Below are 16,914 nucleotides of genomic sequence, written 5' to 3'. Positions count from 1 at the left end.
AAATGAATATAATAAACATGAAAACTCCAAAACAATTAAAGGCGAAAACAACAATTGTTCTAATAATAACAGTTATATGTGCTTTTGTAGCCTGTAGTAATAGCGAAGATACCGGTTTACCAAATATAGAAGATCCAACTCCTGACAGATTCATGATTAAGGCCATAGATGCTTCTTTTGTTCCTGAATTAAGAGCACTTAACATTGAAACATTTGATACATCCGGTATGAAACTGGATTTTTTGGATATTTTATCAAATTCAGGCTTTAATACCATTAGATTAAGACTTTGGCATACTCCCGATAATGAGCATTCAAGCTTAGCTGAGGTTAAGTCCTTTGCAAATGAAATTAAAGCAAAGGGCATTAAAGTCTGGTTGGACATTCATTATTCCGATACCTGGGCAGATCCAGAAATGCAAGAAAAACCAAAAGCCTGGGACAATCTCAGTTTAGAGGTATTAAAAGATAGTGTTTTTCAATACACCTCTAAGGTTATCTCACAGATTGAACCAGATTATGTACAAATAGGAAATGAAGTGAATAATGGTTTTTTATGGCCAGAAGGTCATAGTAGTGATTTAACCGCTTTTAAAAACTTGATACAGGAGGGCGTTCAGGCTGTAAGAAGTACTTCCCCAGAAGCAAAAATAATGCTCCATTACGCGGGGCACATTGGAGCTATAGATTTTTTCAGAGATTTAAACGATATAGATTATGACATCATTGCATTGTCATACTACCCGTATTGGCACGGGAATAAATTAGAACATTTTCAATTTAATTTTAACCTGTTGTCAAGTGACTTGAACAAGGAAATTGTAGTAGCGGAAACCATATACCCTTTTGCGTCTTTAGAAGGAACAGATCGTTTTTTGGTTTCTTCTTATCCTGCTACACCTGTTGGGCAAAGAGATTTCGTCGAAAAGATAAACGAAATAGTCGAAGATAACCCAAAAGGATTAGGAATTGGAATTTGGGGAGGGGTAACTGGTGCATATATGCGGCCAAAACCAGATACCTATAATGGAACGCATTGGGAAAACCAGGCAGTGTTAAACTATGATAATGTTCAATTACCAATACTGGAAATCTTTCAATAATGAGACTTTTTTTGATTCACAATCAAATTTAAGATTGTGCTCTCCAAATAAACACAATAACATAAATTCTATAAATAAATGTTTGAATTAACCCTTAAAATAGTAACTCGGTTATATATAATCCTTCTATTAACTATTGGCAATCCTGTTTTTGGGCAAGGCTTTGGAAAATCACAAACTCTAAACGACTGGTATTTTCATTATGGTGATGTTCATTTAGGAGGAAGACAGACACTGGATCATAGCACGTGGGAAAAAGTTCATGTGCCTCATGATTGGTCAGTAACCTTTCCTGCAAGTCCCGATAAAGCCAGTTGTACAGGTTACTTGCCCGGGGGAATAGCGTGGTATCGTACGAATTTAGATATCCCGGAGGACAAGGATGGAAAGCGATTGTATTTGTATTTTGAAGGGGTCTATAGAAATAGTGAAGTTTATATCAATGGTAAATGGTTAGGGAAAAGACCAAGTGGTTATGGGTCATTTATATATGAGATAAGTGAGTATGTAAATTATGGAGGAATCAATGTGGTAGCGGTAAGAGTGGATCATGAAGAAGATGCAGACTCCAGATGGTACACGGGTTCTGGAATTTATAGAGATGTACATTTGGTTACTGCAGCACCAACACATTTTGATCTCTGGGGCGTTAATTATACCACTGAAATAAAGGAGAATAAAGCAGAAATAAAAGTAACAAGTCAATTAACCAGTACTTTAGGTTCTGGTGCTTTTAAAGTGAAGCAAGAACTTGTTGACGCTACAGGTAAAGTAGTTGCTACATCTGCTCAAAAAGTAAAAATTACTTCAGAAAAAAAAGTTAGTTCAAATCAAATTCTTAAAATAACCAATCCTGAACTATGGCGTATAAATAATCCCTATTTATACCAATTGAGAACAACACTCTATCAAGAAAGCAAAATCATGGATACGTCATTAACCAATGTGGGAATTCGTTCTATTGACTTTGATGCAGATAAAGGATTTGCACTTAATGGGAACCGGATGAAAATCAAGGGGGTATGTTTACACCATGATGCAGGGGTATTAGGGGCTGCCGTCCCAAAGGAGGTTTGGAGAGAACGGATTCTAAAATTAAAGGAATTAGGGACTAATGGAATTCGTACGAGCCACAACCCACAGGCAACAGATTTGTATGATTTATGCGATGAACTAGGAATGTTGGTAATGGACGAGGCCTTTGATGAATGGGAATATCCAAAAAAAAAATGGATAACGGGTTGGAATCATGGCGTACCCCAATTTCAAGGCGCCGCAAAAGATTTCAGAGAATGGGGGAAACATGATTTAGAAACCATGGTAAAACGTGATAGAAATCATCCGTCAATTATTATGTGGAGTATAGGGAATGAAGTAGATTATCCTAATGATCCTTATAGTCATCCGGTATTAGCAACTGGGGCTATTAGTCAGCATTTTGTAAAAGGCTATTTGAAAGATCACCCTCATGCCGATCGATTAGGCGATATTGCCAAAGAATTAGTGCCTATTGTAAAATCGATAGATACCAGCAGACCTGTAACTGCGGCTTTGGCAGGAGTCCTAATGTCTAACGAAACAGCATATCCCGGAGCATTGGATATTGTAGGGTACAATTATACAGAGAGTAGATATGAGGAAGACCATGCAAAATACCCCAACCGTATACTCTATGGAAGTGAAACACGTCACGACTTTCATGCCTGGAAAACTGTAAGAGATAAAGATTTTATTTTCGGACAATTTATCTGGACAGGCATTGATTATCTGGGAGAAGCACATGCCTGGCCGTCCAGAGGGTTTGAATCAGGATTGTTAGATTTTGCTGGCAATATAAAGCCCATAGGCTATTTTAGACAATCCTTATGGGCTGAAAATCCAATGGTTTATATTGGAACCTACCCCGTAAGTACCAACAATGGATTAGCAATTGATGCACCAGATGTTTGGGACTATAAAGATGGTGATCTCATAAGGGTGGTGTGTTATACCAATACAGAGAAGGTGTCTTTGTATTTAAATGGAGAGCAAATAGGGAAAAACCGGGAGTATGATGATGAAACGGGCATAGTGTATTGGGATGTCCCTTTCATAAAAGGAGAATTGAAGGCAGTAGGTTATAGGGATGATGTTGAAATGGTTTCAAAGACAATACAAACTACATATCGACCTGAATATTTAGAATTAGAAATAAAACAGGCCAGGTTAAAATCTAAAAACGATGTTGCTATTATTGAAGTCAGAGCCATAGATGCCAACGGGAATTTAGCCAAAAAAGCGGATAATGAAATTACCTGCATTGTTAGAGAAGACGGAGAACTTTTAGGCATTGAAAATGCATCAGGCAATGTGGCAGAGAACTATACAGACAATAAGCATAGACTTTTGGATGGAAGGGCAACAATTTACCTAAGAGCAACTAAAGATAAAGGAGAAATCGAATTGAATGTTTCAACGCCATATTTACCGATAGTGCATAAAAATGTAACGATAGAATAGACGTGCTAAATGGTAAGAGTATGGTGAACTATGTCACAATTATTTTAGTCTTGGATATTTTCTTTTTCTTAGATGCAAGACCACATTATGAAAATTAAAAAGTCATCAGAAATGACGAATTACGGAATAGAGAATGGAAATGTTGGAATCTCATTGGGGGCTACACAGCCTTTAAACTGTTTACGCTTGACTTTTTCGATTTGAGTAAAGAAACTATTCGTAATGCGCCTATTTTAAAGCAGGTAATGCATAAAAAGCACTTATTGTAATGAAAAACACAAAAAAAATATCACATCTGCTGGTTACATGTCTTGTGTTTTTATCAAATAGTTCTTGGGGTCAAATGGAATCCGCCAATTGGTATTTTGGATACCATGCCGGATTAAGTTTCAGTGAAACAGAAGTGAACCCACTTTCTGATGGGAAATTAAGGACAAACGAGGGGTGTGCCACGATATCCAATAACAAAGGAGAACTTCTCTTTTATACTGATGGCGTTACAGTTTGGGATAGAAACCATTGCGTTATGCCTAACGGGAAAGGCCTTTTGGGTAATATATCAAGTACGCAGTCAGCCATAATAGTTCCTAAGCCGGACTCAAAAAGTATATACTATATATTCACTGTGGCAAATGCAGCTCAATCAGCCGGCTTAAGATATACGGAGGTTAATATGGAACTGAATAATGGATTAGGAGACATAACTTTGTTGAAAAATATTTTTCTAATGGGGCCTTCTACTGAAAAAATTTCAGCAGTTAGGCATGCCAATGGAAGCGATTTTTGGGTAGCATCACATACTTGGAATGGTGATGACTTTCTGGTTTTCGAGGTTAACGACTCCGGAGTAGTTCAAGTCCCCGTTGTTTCAAAAGTTGGCAGTTTTCATGGAGGTGAAGTTAAAAATAGTATTGGATATCTTAAAATAGCTCCAAATGGTAAAAAACTGGCTTTAGCTAAATGGCATATCAATAGTACCGTCGAAGTATTTGATTTTGATACGAGAACGGGAATGGTGTCAAATCCGATTTTGTTGGATGAAATTTTTAGAAAAGGCCCTCGTAATGGCGCTTATGGAATTGAATTTTCACCTGATGGTAATTTGCTGTACGTGACAGATTTGGATTTGATTGACTTTTCTAGTTTACTTTACCAAATGGATTTACACAATTTTAAAAAAACGGCTATAATCGATTCTGTTTTACTGTTGTATGAAGGGCAAGAACTTTTATCGGGTATTCAATTGGCAATAGATGGAAGGATATATATATCCAATGGGTTAACCTCTTTTTTAGACTATATTGAGAAACCCAATGTCTTGGGCTTAGGTTGTAATTATGTAAATAAGGGAACGGATCTCAATGAGGGGCTTGCAGTCTATGGGCTTCCGCCTTTTGTGCAATCTTCATTTATAGGCTCTATTGAATGTGAAAATGTTTGTTTAGGAGAAATGAGTGTTTTTGGTATAAGTACAGATTTACCCCTGGATGAGGTGCATTGGGATTTTGGGGATGGTACCACCTCTGGGGAATTGGAACCGGAACATCAATTTGTTACCACAGGGACATTTGAAATAAAAGTGAAAATACAATCCGGATATAACACCTATTTTTTATCCTATTCCTTAGAAGTTTTTGAAAATCCTGTTATTGATATGGCGAATACTTGGACCATATGTGCGGGTGAAGAGGAGAAAATTTATGTAAACAGTTTACATGATTCTTATTTATGGTCCACTGGCGAAACTGCACCTGAGATTATGGTGAATACTCCCGGTGTCTACTCACTAACCGTTTTTGATGGGGAGTGTTCCGCTTCTAAAAATATTAAAGTTATCATGTCCGGACGCCCTGATAACGTAAATATAAGCAAGATGGATTGGACGATATTCAATAATTCTATAGAGGTAAGGGTTAATGGAGTAGGGAATTATGAATATTCCTTGGATGGTGTCAATTATCAGAATAGTGCAATCTTCAAAAACTTAAATTCTGGAAGCTATAACATTTATATCAAGGATAAAATTGGATGTGGAATAATGGTAAAGGAGGTTCATGTTTTTGACTATCCAAAATACTTTACACCCAATGGCGATGGGTACAAAGACTTATGAAATATAACACTTCCTTGCTAATAAAGACTACTTTTTGTTGTAAGAAAAAAATAATGGTATGCTGCAACACCGGGATTCCCCCGGTGCCGTATAGGCTCATCCCTGTGGTAAAGGCGCCTGACGGTCCCTATCCATGCCATGCCATTCGGCGGTCCCAGATCCTATCGGCTGCCCGTAAGGCCAAAGCCATGATTGTAGAGGTGGGATTGACTCCCGCCCCCGTCGTGAACGAACTGCCATCCACCACAAACAGATTGGGCACACTGTGCACCTGGTGGTCCCTGTTCACCACCGAATGGCGTTCTGTGGTGCCCATCCGGACCGTGCCCATTAAATGGGCCATATTCGAAGGGGGCGGGACATGGACGGATATCGCGCCCGCAGCCTCCAGTAATTCCGTGGCCTTTTTCGCGGCATGTGCCAGCATGTTCTTCGAATTTTCGGAGAGCGCATAGGTCACTTTGGCCGCGGCAATGCCATTGGAATCCACAACCGTATCATCCAGTGCCACCGTATTGCCGGGCTCGGGCAGATCGTCTACCAACACGGTGAGTCCCACCTGATGCGGAAATTGTTCGCGAAAAGCCTTATGGTGCTGGGCCCCCCAGGGGATGTTGGAGGTCTGACTCAAGGGCCCGAAGGTCCGCTCCCCGTAGAGCATATACCCCCGTTTAAAGCCGCGCCGCTCGTCGGTTTCATAAAACTGCTGACTGTACAGCGGACTGCCCATGGGGCCAATATGCCCATCCATAGCCTCTTCAAAGATACCATGGACGAACAGGTTGGGGTGCACCATAAAATGGGTGCCCACCAGGCCCTGGGTATTGCCCAGCCCGTCCGGAAATAAGGACGACCTGGAATTCAATAAGAGGCGTGGGCTTCCAATGCCGTTACAACATACCACCACCACCTTGGCCCGGATCTCATGGATCTGTCCCGCCTTATCAAAATAGATAGCGCCCCTGGCCCGACCATTTCGGTCTACTGTAATCTCCTTGACCCTGGACCAGGTCCTGATCACGGCACCCCGGTCTATGGCCAGGGGCCAGTAGGTGCGGTCGGTCGTTACCTTGGCGCCCATGGGACAGCCAAACATGCATTTTCCATGGAGCATGCAGGGGTTCCGGTTCTTATAGGCTTTGGAGATAATACCCTGGTCGCTCACCCACCAGTGCCAGTTGAGCTTCTCAAAACCCTTTACCAGGGTGTGACCCATCTTACCGATGGGCAGCGGCGGAGTGGGCCGTGGCGGTCTGGGGGGATTGGCCGGATCCCCGGAAAGTCCTGAAACGCCGATCATCATGTCGTTCAGGTTATAATAGGGCTCCAATTCCCGGTAGGTCAGGGGCCAGTCGTCGGCAACCCCATCCAGGGTTCTGACTTTAAAATCGGAGGGATGGAACCTGGGGAAAATGCCCTGCCAATGGATGGTGGAGCCCCCAACGGCATTAAACATCATGATAAAGGGCGGATGCTCGCCATGACTCGTTACAGGATAGTCCTCCGGCCGCTTGCGCATATTCGGACTCAAACTGAAGTCCCCATCCCTCATAAGCTGGGTTTCGTAATTGGAATTTAGAGAGGGAAAGGTGGCGGGGTCTACCCAGCCGCCCTGCTCCAAACAAACCACCTTGGCTCCCTTTTCGGTTAATCGCCACGACAGGGCCGCTCCGGCCGCCCCGGCACCTATCACCAGTACATCAACGGGATCTTGCTTCATGACTTCAGATTTTGGTATAGAAGGGTGCGGATTGCTTCACACGATCCAACAGGGCGTCATCGAAAGGCTCCATTTTAGGGCCGGTGGATCCCGTGGGATGGGGTTCGTAACCAATTAAGGGAAATACGCTTTCATTGGTGTAATAGCTTTCATAGGTAAAGTCCTTAAGAACCTTGAATACATCGGGGTGTTGCTCCTCCAGAGCCTTTAAAACGGTAACCCGTTCGGGGGAACCCATTTTGGAAAACTGATAGCGGGAGGCCTCATCGATCCGGGCAATAAGCCCCTCAAACAGGGGCGCCAGCTCCGGCAGTTCCTCTATAAGGGTCATGATATAGGCGACGCCGCCCACCTGGGATGCCGAGGGCATGTCATGACTGGCGGGAATAAGTTCATCCATGGCCCATGACAAGGTCTCTTGTTGGGCCGCATCCAGGGGGGGATCGGATTTGGATTTTTTGGTGGTGGTGCAGGCCAGGGGGAGGGTCAGGGTGCCCGAAGCCAACAGGCATTGGGCAAAAACAACAGCCTTGCTAAAGCGTCTTCTGGACCAGGGTTGGTGAGGATTCATAGTCTACAGCTTTAAAGAGGCTAAGCCTGAGAGGGTAGACATCGGTATCACCAATGCAATGGGTTCCAAAAGGTAATTAAAAAAGATGAATAATTCACAGGATGCATCCACTTTTTAGACTCCGGGAGTCACCAAAGAACAGTTTGAAACTCCTGTTTTCGGCCCTGTCCATGGCCTTAAAAAATCCCTGCGAAAGAATTCAAATTTTCTGCTTGGAAAATTTATTTTTCTAAGCAGAAAATGGAAAACTTCTAGGCAAAAAAAATATTTTTCTAAGCAAAGAAATTAATTCTCTAAGCATCCTTCTTAGGCCCTGTAAACACTGGTGTTCCGAACGATTTTTTCGAATTTTATGGCAGGAGCATGGCTGTCATGTTGGGGTCCCGGGGCCGGTCATGAGGAAACGGGCCTCAGGCCGAAACCGACCCTCATGTTAAGGGCGTTTGGGTTTAGGCTGCATCCTATGGTGCCTGGGCCTCCTCGTAAATGGCATCCAGCAAACCCTCCGTCTTGCTGTCTGAAGTCAGTTGCCAGAACATGATCCCGCCCAGTTTCCCGGACCTGGCATAGGCCGTTTTTAAACGTACTGAGGTCGTGTCGTCGTATGAAATAAAGATACTGTCCCGGGCATGGTACAGAAAGGGGGCCTGGGCCGTACTATCCCAGTACTTTACAAATCCGTTTTTATTTTCCTGGTTGGCCTGGAGACCGCGAAAATTGGCCCAGCCTTGCCATACTCCGGTATTGGGCTGGAACAATCCGTGGTTTTCCGGGGGTACCCCTTGCCAACCGCGACCGTAAAAGGCGGCCCCGATAACCAGCTGCTCCGGTTTTACACCAAGGCTCTCGCAATAGGCGACAATGGCTTTGGCCGAGCGTTGTTTCAGGTCGGGATGATCGGAATGATACGGACTTAAATTGGTGTGGTGGCTGGTAATCGGCGACCCCCCCGTTGCGAAATCGTAGGTCATGATATTCATGTAATCGGCGTATTTCATGACCTCTGGAGTTTCGACATGCTCATAATAGCGCTCCCATCCTGCTGAGGCAAAGGTTAAGGTCATGGGTCGGTCCAGAGTGTCCATGGCCTCACGAAGTTCCTTCATTAGGGCCGTAAAATTTTCTTTGTCGGCAGGCCGATGCACATTACCGGCACCTTCCAGGCCGGGATATTCCCAGTCTATATCCACGCCATCCAGGTCGTATTGGTTTATAAAGGCCACCGTACTTTGTACAAAGCCTTGTCGTAATTCCGGATCGTTGGCCATATCGGAAAAACCACCACTGCCACCCCAGCCACCACAGGCGATCATCACCTTAAGATGGGGATGGGTCTTTTTATAGGCCACCAGTTTTTTCAATTCCTCATCATAGCGCTCATGTTTAAACTGCATTTTGTTATCGATCACCTCGGTAAAGGAAAACAGGATATGGGTTAATTTTTCAAAGGGGATGTCCTCAGGGGTATAGTCCCGGGACGGGACATAATAGGCCATGATCGCAAAAGGGCTCTTAGGGGGCTCGGATTGGCAGGACCCCAGAAGGGCTCCCGCAATACAAATAAATACAAGGCGTGTTCTTAACGGTATCATGATGTTTGTGTTTTCGGTTTCTTTTTACTGGCTTTGGCCATGGGGTTAAAGGCCAGGCACAGATCCAGCCAATAGTCTAAATCGGTGTCGGTATCCAATCCTGCAGGGGTCACATAAATATAGCCGCGCATGGGGCGACCGGTAAAATCCATGGGCAGACATTCAGGTTTACGCAATGCGGCTTCATAGGCGGCTTCCCCAATTCGGGCCATAAGGAGACTGTCGCCGGTGTTTTTGGCCGTGAGCAGTCCGCATAGCATTTTGTGGTCCACTTTAAAACAAAGGCCTCCCATCATTTTTAATTCCGTAAAAATAATGTGTTTCTCTTTGAGTTGCCGTCGTATCCTATCGGCTAAAAATTCGTCATAGGCCATATGCGGTTGCGCTTTGTTGTGGGGTATCGATCATTTGACAGAGGGGCGTATAAGTTGGAACAATTTCCTTAGTTTTCCAAACAACCTTCCAAAAAATCCGTAAAGGAACGCATTGGTCTTTGCATAATGGAAGGCGATAAGGCATACCAGAACGATAAAACCAAGGGCCCCTATAATCGCTTCTGCAGGCGTTAAGGATTGACTAAAATAACGTTTTAAACCGTAACCGGTATAGCTGCCATAAATAAGGATGAAATGAATGACGTAAATGGATAAGGTCTTCTGTCCGATTTTAGTGATCAGGGACTGCTTCAAAAACCGCTCAAAGGTGTAGAACAGTGCAAACAGTACCAAAACATTGCCAAAACGGGTAAAGAGGTAATTATAGTTGGCCGAAGCTTTTAGGAGCTCCACATCGGTGGCGTGGTACAGTTGTATGAGAAACCACGAGGAACAGTGGATCAGCAAAAGGCCCACACCCAAAAAGGTGAGTATGGTCAACAACTTGAACTTTGGCCTGTGGACATGCCTGAAGAACACCGTTGCCAACCAGGCCCCGTAGGCCGTATAACCCAGCCAGGGTAAAATGGTAAATACCGAACCATGGGCTTTGCTCAGATAATTTTCAAGGAACAGGGGGAGGGCGGGGACGGCTAAATGCCGATATAAGGGTTCCGTTACAAAGCAGGCCGTACCGAAAATAGCCAAAACAGTGGATAGGACATAGCTGTGCCGTTTCAGGATGAGGTGGAGGCCCACCAAAAGGATAAGGGACAGGCCGATACATTGCAATACATCAACGGCCAAAAAATTAGTGTTGAAATGTCCCGTTAACCAGTTGAACACATTAATGCGTAAACTATACCCGATACCAATCAGCAATATCCCCCGGGAGAGGCCTTTACGGATTCTGGGGGCATCGTCTCCCTTGGCGTAGGCTCTCAATAACAGATACATAAATACCAATCCCGATATGGTAAAAAAGGTCGGTGCGGTGATGCCCCTAAAATATAACCAAACCCTATAAAGGGCATTTGAAGGGTCCCTGAAACCCGGATGGATTAAGGTGTCGATAAAATGACCCTGGAGCATCATCAAAATAGCAAATGCTCTTACCGTATCTATAAAATACAACCTGATGGTTTGCAAAATAATGGTTTTGGTCAGGCTAAAGATACTTCGAATTATTTTAAAATTTACTGGGCTAAAATGATATATTTATAAAATATTTGCAGATCATAGTCGATTTATGGAGCAATTCCTCAGGGATTTTTCATCGTTTGTTTGGGGCTTACCCTTACTGATACTTTTAGTGGGTGGTGGCTTATATCTGTTGCTCCTGTCACGGTTTTTACCCTTTCGTTATTTGGGTCACGCCCTACAGGTATTACGAGGAAAATACGACAATCCCAATGATTCCGGACAAATCAGTCATTTTCAAGCCTTAACCACGGCTTTGTCGGCTACCGTGGGTATGGGCAACATCGCGGGGGTGGCCGTTGCGATTTCTATTGGGGGACCGGGGGCCATTTTTTGGATGTGGATCAGTGCCATTATAGGGATGTCCACTAAATTTTTTACATCGGCACTGGCCATCATGTATCGCGGAAAGGACGGGGCCGGCGTATTGCAGGGCGGACCCATGTATTTCATCGTAGAAGGTTTGGGAAAAGCGTGGAAACCGCTTGCAGTCCTGTTTAGTGTTTGCGGACTGGTGGGGGCCCTGCCCATATTTAACGTCAACCAAATGACCCAGGCCATCAATGATATTTTATTGGAACCCCGGGGTATTGCGGTAGGATTTAAAACCAATATCATTATTGGATTGGTACTGGTGGTCCTAACAGGGGTGGTCATTCTGGGTGGCCTGAAACGCATTAGCCGAACGGCTTCCAAACTGGTACCGGCCATGGTAGTGTTGTATTTTGTTTCCGTACTTGTGATATTAGTGAAGAACATGGACGTGATCCCCTATTATATGGCCTTAATTTTTGAGGATGCCTTCGATGGCAGTCTCTTTAAGGCGGATTGTTTTTTAGGCGGATCCCTGGGTGGCATCATCCTGTTGGGCATTCGCCGTGGGACCTTTTCCAATGAAGCCGGTATAGGTACGGCGCCCATGGCCCATGGGGCAGCCAAAACCAATGAGCCCATACGGGAAGGCCTGGTAGCCATGTTGGGCCCGGCCATAGATACCCTGGTGGTGTGTACCCTTACCGCACTGGCTATTTTGGTAACCGGTGTCTGGGAAACTACCGATGCCAACGGGGTGAGTCTAACGGCTTCGGCATTTGCCGATGCCATGCCCGATTTTGGGACCTACGTGCTGTTAGTATGCATTGCCGTTTTTAGTTTGTCATCCTTGTTCTCCTATGCCTACTACGGGACCAAGTGCATGTCATTTCTCTTTGGGGATCGCCATAAGCATTACTACAATTACATTTACATTGTGAGTATCGTCTTAGGGGCAACCACGACCTTGTCCATGATGATTAACCTGATCGATGGGTTTTTTGCCTTGATGGCCATTCCAACCATGACGGCCACATTGATTATGGCGCCCCGGGTGACCAAAGAAATCAAGGCGTATTTTCGGCGCATGAATGCCAACACATGATGGAACAAATTCCTATAAAATCAATAGAATTACCAACAAAAAATTATATTTGATACCTGTAGCAAGAAAAAAACGGCGTTGTAGGAAGGACAAATCCCGGATTTTAAATACCGTAATACTGTCACAAACCGATAAACTAAACGATTAGAACATGGATAAAAACGAAAAGATCAAAGCCAGTGCCTATTGGCGTGAAAACATTAAATATGTGCTGCTGTTATTGGCCATTTGGTTCCTGGTGTCCTTCGGTGCGGGCATATTGTTTAAGGACGAACTCAATCAATTTAAGATCGCAGGTTTTAAACTGGGCTTTTGGTTCGCACAGCAGGGGGCCATGTACGTCTTTGTCATCCTCATCTTTGTATATGTTCGGCTCATGAATACCCTGGATAAAAAATATGGATATGATGAGTAGTATGATTGTTTTGGAAGGAATCGGGGTTCAGGAGTGGACCTATATCCTCGTTGGATTGACCTTTACGCTCTATATCGGTATTGCCATATGGTCTCGTGCCAATTCCACCAAAGATTTTTACGTTGACGGTGGCGGTGTGTCCCCACTGGCCAATGGGATGGCTACGGCTGCCGATTGGATGAGTGCGGCCTCCTTTATTTCCATGGCCGGGATCATTTCTTTTGCCGGTTACGACGGGGCCGTTTATCTCATGGGGTGGACCGGAGGCTATGTGTTGCTGGCCTTGTTGTTGGCACCCTATTTACGAAAGTTTGGAAAATTTACGGTTCCCGATTTTATTGGGGATCGGTATTACTCTAAAACGGCACGACTTGTGGCCATATTTTGTGCCCTGCTGGTATCCTTCACCTATGTGGCAGGGCAGATGCGAGGGGTAGGTATCGTATTCTCCCGATTTCTCGAGGTGGATATCAACACCGGGGTTATTATTGGGATGTTTATCGTGTTGTTCTATGCCGTTTTAGGAGGGATGAAAGGCATTACCTATACCCAGGTAGCCCAATATTGTGTCCTCATTTTTGCCTTCATGGTCCCTGCCATTTTCATTTCCATACAAATGACCGGAAACCCCGTTCCCCAATTGGGTTTTGGTAGTGAGCTGGCCGATGGTTCGGGCACCTATCTTTTGGATAAGCTGGATGGTTTAAGTACGGAGCTTGGTTTTAACGCCTATACCGAGGGTTCCAAATCCATGATCGATGTGTTTGCCATTACCCTGGCCTTAATGGTCGGCACGGCAGGCCTGCCGCATGTGATTGTGAGGTTTTTTACGGTGAAACGGGTCAAGGACGCCCGTAAATCGGCGGGTATCGCCCTTTTATTGATCGTGATTCTCTATACCACAGCACCGGCAGTGGCTGTTTTTGCAAGAACCAATATGATCGAAACGGTTTCCGATAAACCCTACGCCGGCGTTCCGGATTGGTTTAAAAAATGGGAAACCACCGGTTTGATCACCTTTAACGATAAGAATAATGACGGCCATATCCAATACCTGGCCGATGACACTGCCAATGAATTGGTGGTGGACCGGGACATCATGGTATTGGCCAATCCGGAAATTGCAAAGTTACCCAATTGGGTTATCGCCTTGGTCGCTGCAGGAGGATTGGCGGCAGCCTTATCTACGGCTGCAGGATTGTTGCTGGTCATCTCGGCATCGGTATCCCATGATTTGGTTAAAAAGATAATCAACCCTAAAATATCCGAAAAAGGGGAATTGATAGCCGCTCGCCTTTCGGCTGTGGGTGCGGTATGTGTTGCGGGTTACTTTGGCATCAACCCCCCGGGATTTGTGGCAGCCGTAGTGGCTTTGGCCTTTGGCCTGGCCGCGGCCTCATTTTTTCCGGCCATCATTTTGGGGATTTTCTATAAACGTATGAATAAGGAAGGGGCCATTGCCGGTATGGTGGCCGGTATCGTTTCCATGTTGTTGTATATGATCAAATACAAATTAGGGTGGTTTGATGAGACCTTACCGGACCAAAGCGAATGGTGGTTTGGCATTTCCCCGGAAGGGTTCGGTACGGTGGCCATGCTGCTTAATTTTATCGTGTCCATTAGCATTATGACCTTGACTCCGAAACCCCCAAAACGGGTACAAAATATGGTGGAAAAAATTAGAATTCCCAGTGGGGCCGGGAAGGCAACCGGGCATTAAAACAGGGATCTCAAAAGGTTTCCTATTGAGATCCCCTGATTCTAAAATGAAACGGGTTTCCGTTTAAAGGATAAAGGACAAACTTAAAATAAGCTGGTCGGGGCGGGTATCCAGGCGGTCCGGATTGGTGGATAGTTCGTCTATAAAAAATTGGGCCTCATTGTCGCTAAAACCCCTTTCGTAGCGCAGGTCGATACCCAGGCGTTTGAAATTGAGTCCAATTCCGAAATTTAAACCCAGTGTAAAATCATTTTCAATGTCGTTAATGGAAATGCCGTCGTATTCGGTATCCAGGATATATTGAAACGCTGGGCCTCCAAAGACACTTATAGGGCCAAGTACCTTGATACCCACCAGAAGCGGCGCATCCAATTTTTCCATTTTAAAGGTATCGTTATCATAGTCACTTTTCGTACTGGTGTAAATCAGCTCGGGTTTAAAATACACCTGATTCCCGATTTTACCGAAAATGCCCAGGTGATAGCCAATATTTCTATCCGGGTTTTTGGCATTGTTGCTTATGGATTCAAAATACTTGCCATTGGCATTGTAGTTTAAGCCTCCTTTTAATCCGAAACCGGTGGCCGTTTGTGCGTGTACACCGGTAACCATGAGCATGGCTAGTACGGGAATCAAAAATAATCTGTTCATAATACAAAGTTTTAAGATTTAGGTTTGTCATTAATCAAAAACGCTGCCAAAGCGGTTTTATTTTCCTTTTTTGGTTTTTAATTGAGGGCCTCTTCAGGCGCTGAGCACCTTGCCATGAGCACCAAAAGCATGTAGAGCCCCCATAAATTTTGGTATATGGGATATACTTAAGGTAGGGACATCAAGCTGTTTTCGCCACATGGGTTCTAACGAAGGGGTTCCAAAGGGGTGAACCTTCAGCCGATTTTACCCAAAGGCTGAACTAGAGCGAATATGTTTATATTTTTTGGGATAAAATATGTAGGTTTGTTGCCCCGGGAGAATTAAACATATGAAATTCGAATTACTTAAGACCGATCCAGAAAGCAAGGCGAGGGCAGGTACGATAACCACCGATCACGGGAGTATTGAAACCCCCATTTTTATGCCGGTAGGAACTGTGGCATCGGTAAAAGGCGTGCATCAGAGAGAACTTAAGAATGACATTAATCCCGATATTATCTTAGGGAACACCTATCATTTGTATTTAAGACCCCAAACCCCAATTTTGGAAAAGGCCGGTGGACTGCACCAATTCATGAATTGGGACAGAAATATCCTGACGGATTCGGGAGGCTATCAGGTCTATTCCTTATCTGCCAACCGAAAAATAAAAGAGGAAGGGGTTAAGTTCAAATCCCATATTGATGGGAGTTATCACGTTTTTACCCCGGAAAATGTGATGGACATTCAGCGTAGCATAGGAGCCGATATTATTATGGCCTTTGATGAATGCACACCCTATCCTTGCGATTATCAGTATGCCAGGCGTTCCATGCACATGACACACCGTTGGCTGGACAGGTGTATCGATCAATTAAAAAAGGTTCCGGTAAAGTACGGCTACGACCAGGCCTTTTTTCCTATTGTGCAAGGGAGTACCTATAAGGATTTACGCGAGCAATCGGCAGAATATATCGCAAATGCGGGAGCGTTTGGGAATGCCATTGGAGGATTGTCGGTAGGCGAACCCGCAGAAGACATGTATGCCATGACCGATGTGGTATGTCATATTTTACCAGAGGATAAACCCCGTTACCTCATGGGTGTGGGTACCCCGATAAATATTTTGGAGAACATCGCTCTGGGCATTGATATGTTCGACTGTGTGATGCCAACCCGAAATGCCAGAAACGGGATGCTGTTTACGGCCCATGGGACGATAAACATCAAGAACAAAAAATGGGTGGACGATTTTTCTCCCATTGATGAGATGGGCATCACTTTTGTGGATACCGATTACACCAAAGCATATTTAAAGCACTTGTTTTCGGTTAATGAGTTGTTAGGCAAACAAATTGCGACCATTCACAATTTAGGGTTTTATTTATGGTTGGTTAGAGAAGCCAGAAAACATATATTAGCAGGAGATTTCAGGTCCTGGAAAAATAGTATGGTAACACAAATGGATAAGCGTTTGTAGAGCCATGAATGGATACGGTAAACCATGCGTTTATCACGGGGTAAGTGTTAAAATTTAATTCCAATAGTGCTGCGCTC

The 16,914-nt window shown here is 44.3% G+C and carries 14 protein-coding genes; 8 read left to right on the top strand and 6 right to left on the bottom strand.

The features are described from left to right. Positions 1 to 17: 17 nt before the first annotated feature. The 3 genes from MR054_RS14670 to MR054_RS14660 all read left to right on the top strand — a co-directional run bounded on the left by MR054_RS14670 (position 18) and on the right by MR054_RS14660 (position 5,715). Positions 18 to 1,103 (top strand): glycosyl hydrolase 53 family protein, encoded by a 1,086-nt coding sequence (locus tag MR054_RS14670; RefSeq protein WP_242158554.1) that lies wholly within the window; start codon positions 18 to 20, stop codon positions 1,101 to 1,103. 78 nt (positions 1,104 to 1,181) lie between these two features. Next, complete coding sequence (locus tag MR054_RS14665) at positions 1,182 to 3,602, top strand: glycoside hydrolase family 2 TIM barrel-domain containing protein (protein ID WP_242158553.1); 2,421 nt, start codon at positions 1,182 to 1,184, stop codon at positions 3,600 to 3,602. Between the two features lie 268 nt (positions 3,603 to 3,870). Continuing rightward, entirely contained in the window at positions 3,871 to 5,715 is a 1,845-nt protein-coding gene (locus tag MR054_RS14660) for a PKD domain-containing protein (RefSeq protein ID WP_242158552.1), read from the top strand. A 127-nt stretch (positions 5,716 to 5,842) separates the two neighbouring features. On the opposite strand, the gene MR054_RS14655 is transcribed toward MR054_RS14660, so the two are convergent. Then, positions 5,843 to 7,435, bottom strand: a complete 1,593-nt coding sequence (locus MR054_RS14655; RefSeq protein WP_242158550.1) for a GMC family oxidoreductase — start codon at positions 7,433 to 7,435, stop codon at positions 5,843 to 5,845. Between the two features lie 4 nt (positions 7,436 to 7,439). After that, entirely contained in the window at positions 7,440 to 7,805 is a 366-nt protein-coding gene (locus MR054_RS14650) for a gluconate 2-dehydrogenase subunit 3 family protein (RefSeq protein WP_242158548.1), read from the bottom strand. 51 nt (positions 7,806 to 7,856) lie between these two features. Here MR054_RS14650 and MR054_RS14645 point away from each other — a divergent pair, with 51 nt between their 5' ends. Then, entirely contained in the window at positions 7,857 to 8,021 is a 165-nt protein-coding gene (locus tag MR054_RS14645) for a hypothetical protein (RefSeq protein WP_242158547.1), read from the top strand. A 446-nt stretch (positions 8,022 to 8,467) separates the two neighbouring features. On the opposite strand, the gene MR054_RS14640 is transcribed toward MR054_RS14645, so the two are convergent. Genes MR054_RS14640 through MR054_RS14630 form a run of 3 tightly spaced genes read right to left on the bottom strand, consistent with a single transcriptional unit; the run spans position 8,468 to position 11,121 of the window. Next, positions 8,468 to 9,598 carry a glycoside hydrolase family 18 protein gene (locus MR054_RS14640; RefSeq protein ID WP_242158546.1) on the bottom strand — a complete coding sequence of 377 codons (1,131 nt, stop codon included), beginning with the start codon at positions 9,596 to 9,598 and terminating at the stop codon, positions 8,468 to 8,470. Continuing rightward, on the bottom strand, positions 9,595 to 9,972 hold the full coding sequence (locus tag MR054_RS14635) for a TfoX/Sxy family protein (protein ID WP_242086562.1): 378 nt from the start codon (positions 9,970 to 9,972) through the stop codon (positions 9,595 to 9,597). The genes MR054_RS14640 and MR054_RS14635 overlap by 4 nt, the downstream gene beginning before the upstream one ends. Before the next feature lie 30 nt (positions 9,973 to 10,002). Continuing rightward, the gene (locus MR054_RS14630) at positions 10,003 to 11,121 is read right to left on the bottom strand and encodes a heparan-alpha-glucosaminide N-acetyltransferase domain-containing protein (RefSeq protein ID WP_242158545.1); all 1,119 of its coding nucleotides are present in this window, start codon (positions 11,119 to 11,121) and stop codon (positions 10,003 to 10,005) included. Between the two features lie 100 nt (positions 11,122 to 11,221). Between MR054_RS14630 and MR054_RS14625 the strand changes: the two genes are divergently transcribed. The 3 genes from MR054_RS14625 to MR054_RS14615 all read left to right on the top strand — a co-directional run bounded on the left by MR054_RS14625 (position 11,222) and on the right by MR054_RS14615 (position 14,724). Then, the gene (locus tag MR054_RS14625; RefSeq protein ID WP_242158544.1) at positions 11,222 to 12,589 is read left to right on the top strand and encodes an alanine/glycine:cation symporter family protein; all 1,368 of its coding nucleotides are present in this window, start codon (positions 11,222 to 11,224) and stop codon (positions 12,587 to 12,589) included. 151 nt (positions 12,590 to 12,740) lie between these two features. Then, entirely contained in the window at positions 12,741 to 13,004 is a 264-nt protein-coding gene (locus tag MR054_RS14620; RefSeq protein WP_242158543.1) for a DUF4212 domain-containing protein, read from the top strand. A gap of 19 nt (positions 13,005 to 13,023) precedes the next feature. Next, on the top strand, positions 13,024 to 14,724 hold the full coding sequence (locus MR054_RS14615) for a sodium:solute symporter family protein (protein WP_242158636.1): 1,701 nt from the start codon (positions 13,024 to 13,026) through the stop codon (positions 14,722 to 14,724). A gap of 63 nt (positions 14,725 to 14,787) precedes the next feature. Here the strand turns inward: MR054_RS14615 and MR054_RS14610 are convergent, their stop codons facing one another. Further along, positions 14,788 to 15,375 (bottom strand): outer membrane beta-barrel protein, encoded by a 588-nt coding sequence (locus tag MR054_RS14610; protein WP_242158542.1) that lies wholly within the window; start codon positions 15,373 to 15,375, stop codon positions 14,788 to 14,790. Positions 15,376 to 15,706: 331 nt separating this feature from the next. Between MR054_RS14610 and tgt the strand changes: the two genes are divergently transcribed. After that, the gene (gene tgt, locus MR054_RS14605; RefSeq protein ID WP_242086573.1) at positions 15,707 to 16,837 is read left to right on the top strand and encodes a tRNA guanosine(34) transglycosylase Tgt; all 1,131 of its coding nucleotides are present in this window, start codon (positions 15,707 to 15,709) and stop codon (positions 16,835 to 16,837) included. Positions 16,838 to 16,914: the final 77 nt, after the last annotated feature.

The sequence above is a fragment of the Aestuariivivens sediminis genome (genome assembly GCF_022662105.1).
Lineage (GTDB): Bacteria > Bacteroidota > Bacteroidia > Flavobacteriales > Flavobacteriaceae > Aestuariivivens > Aestuariivivens sediminis.
The sequence above is the reverse complement of the archived record's forward strand: the minus strand, read 5'-3'. Positions and strand labels throughout refer to the sequence as shown.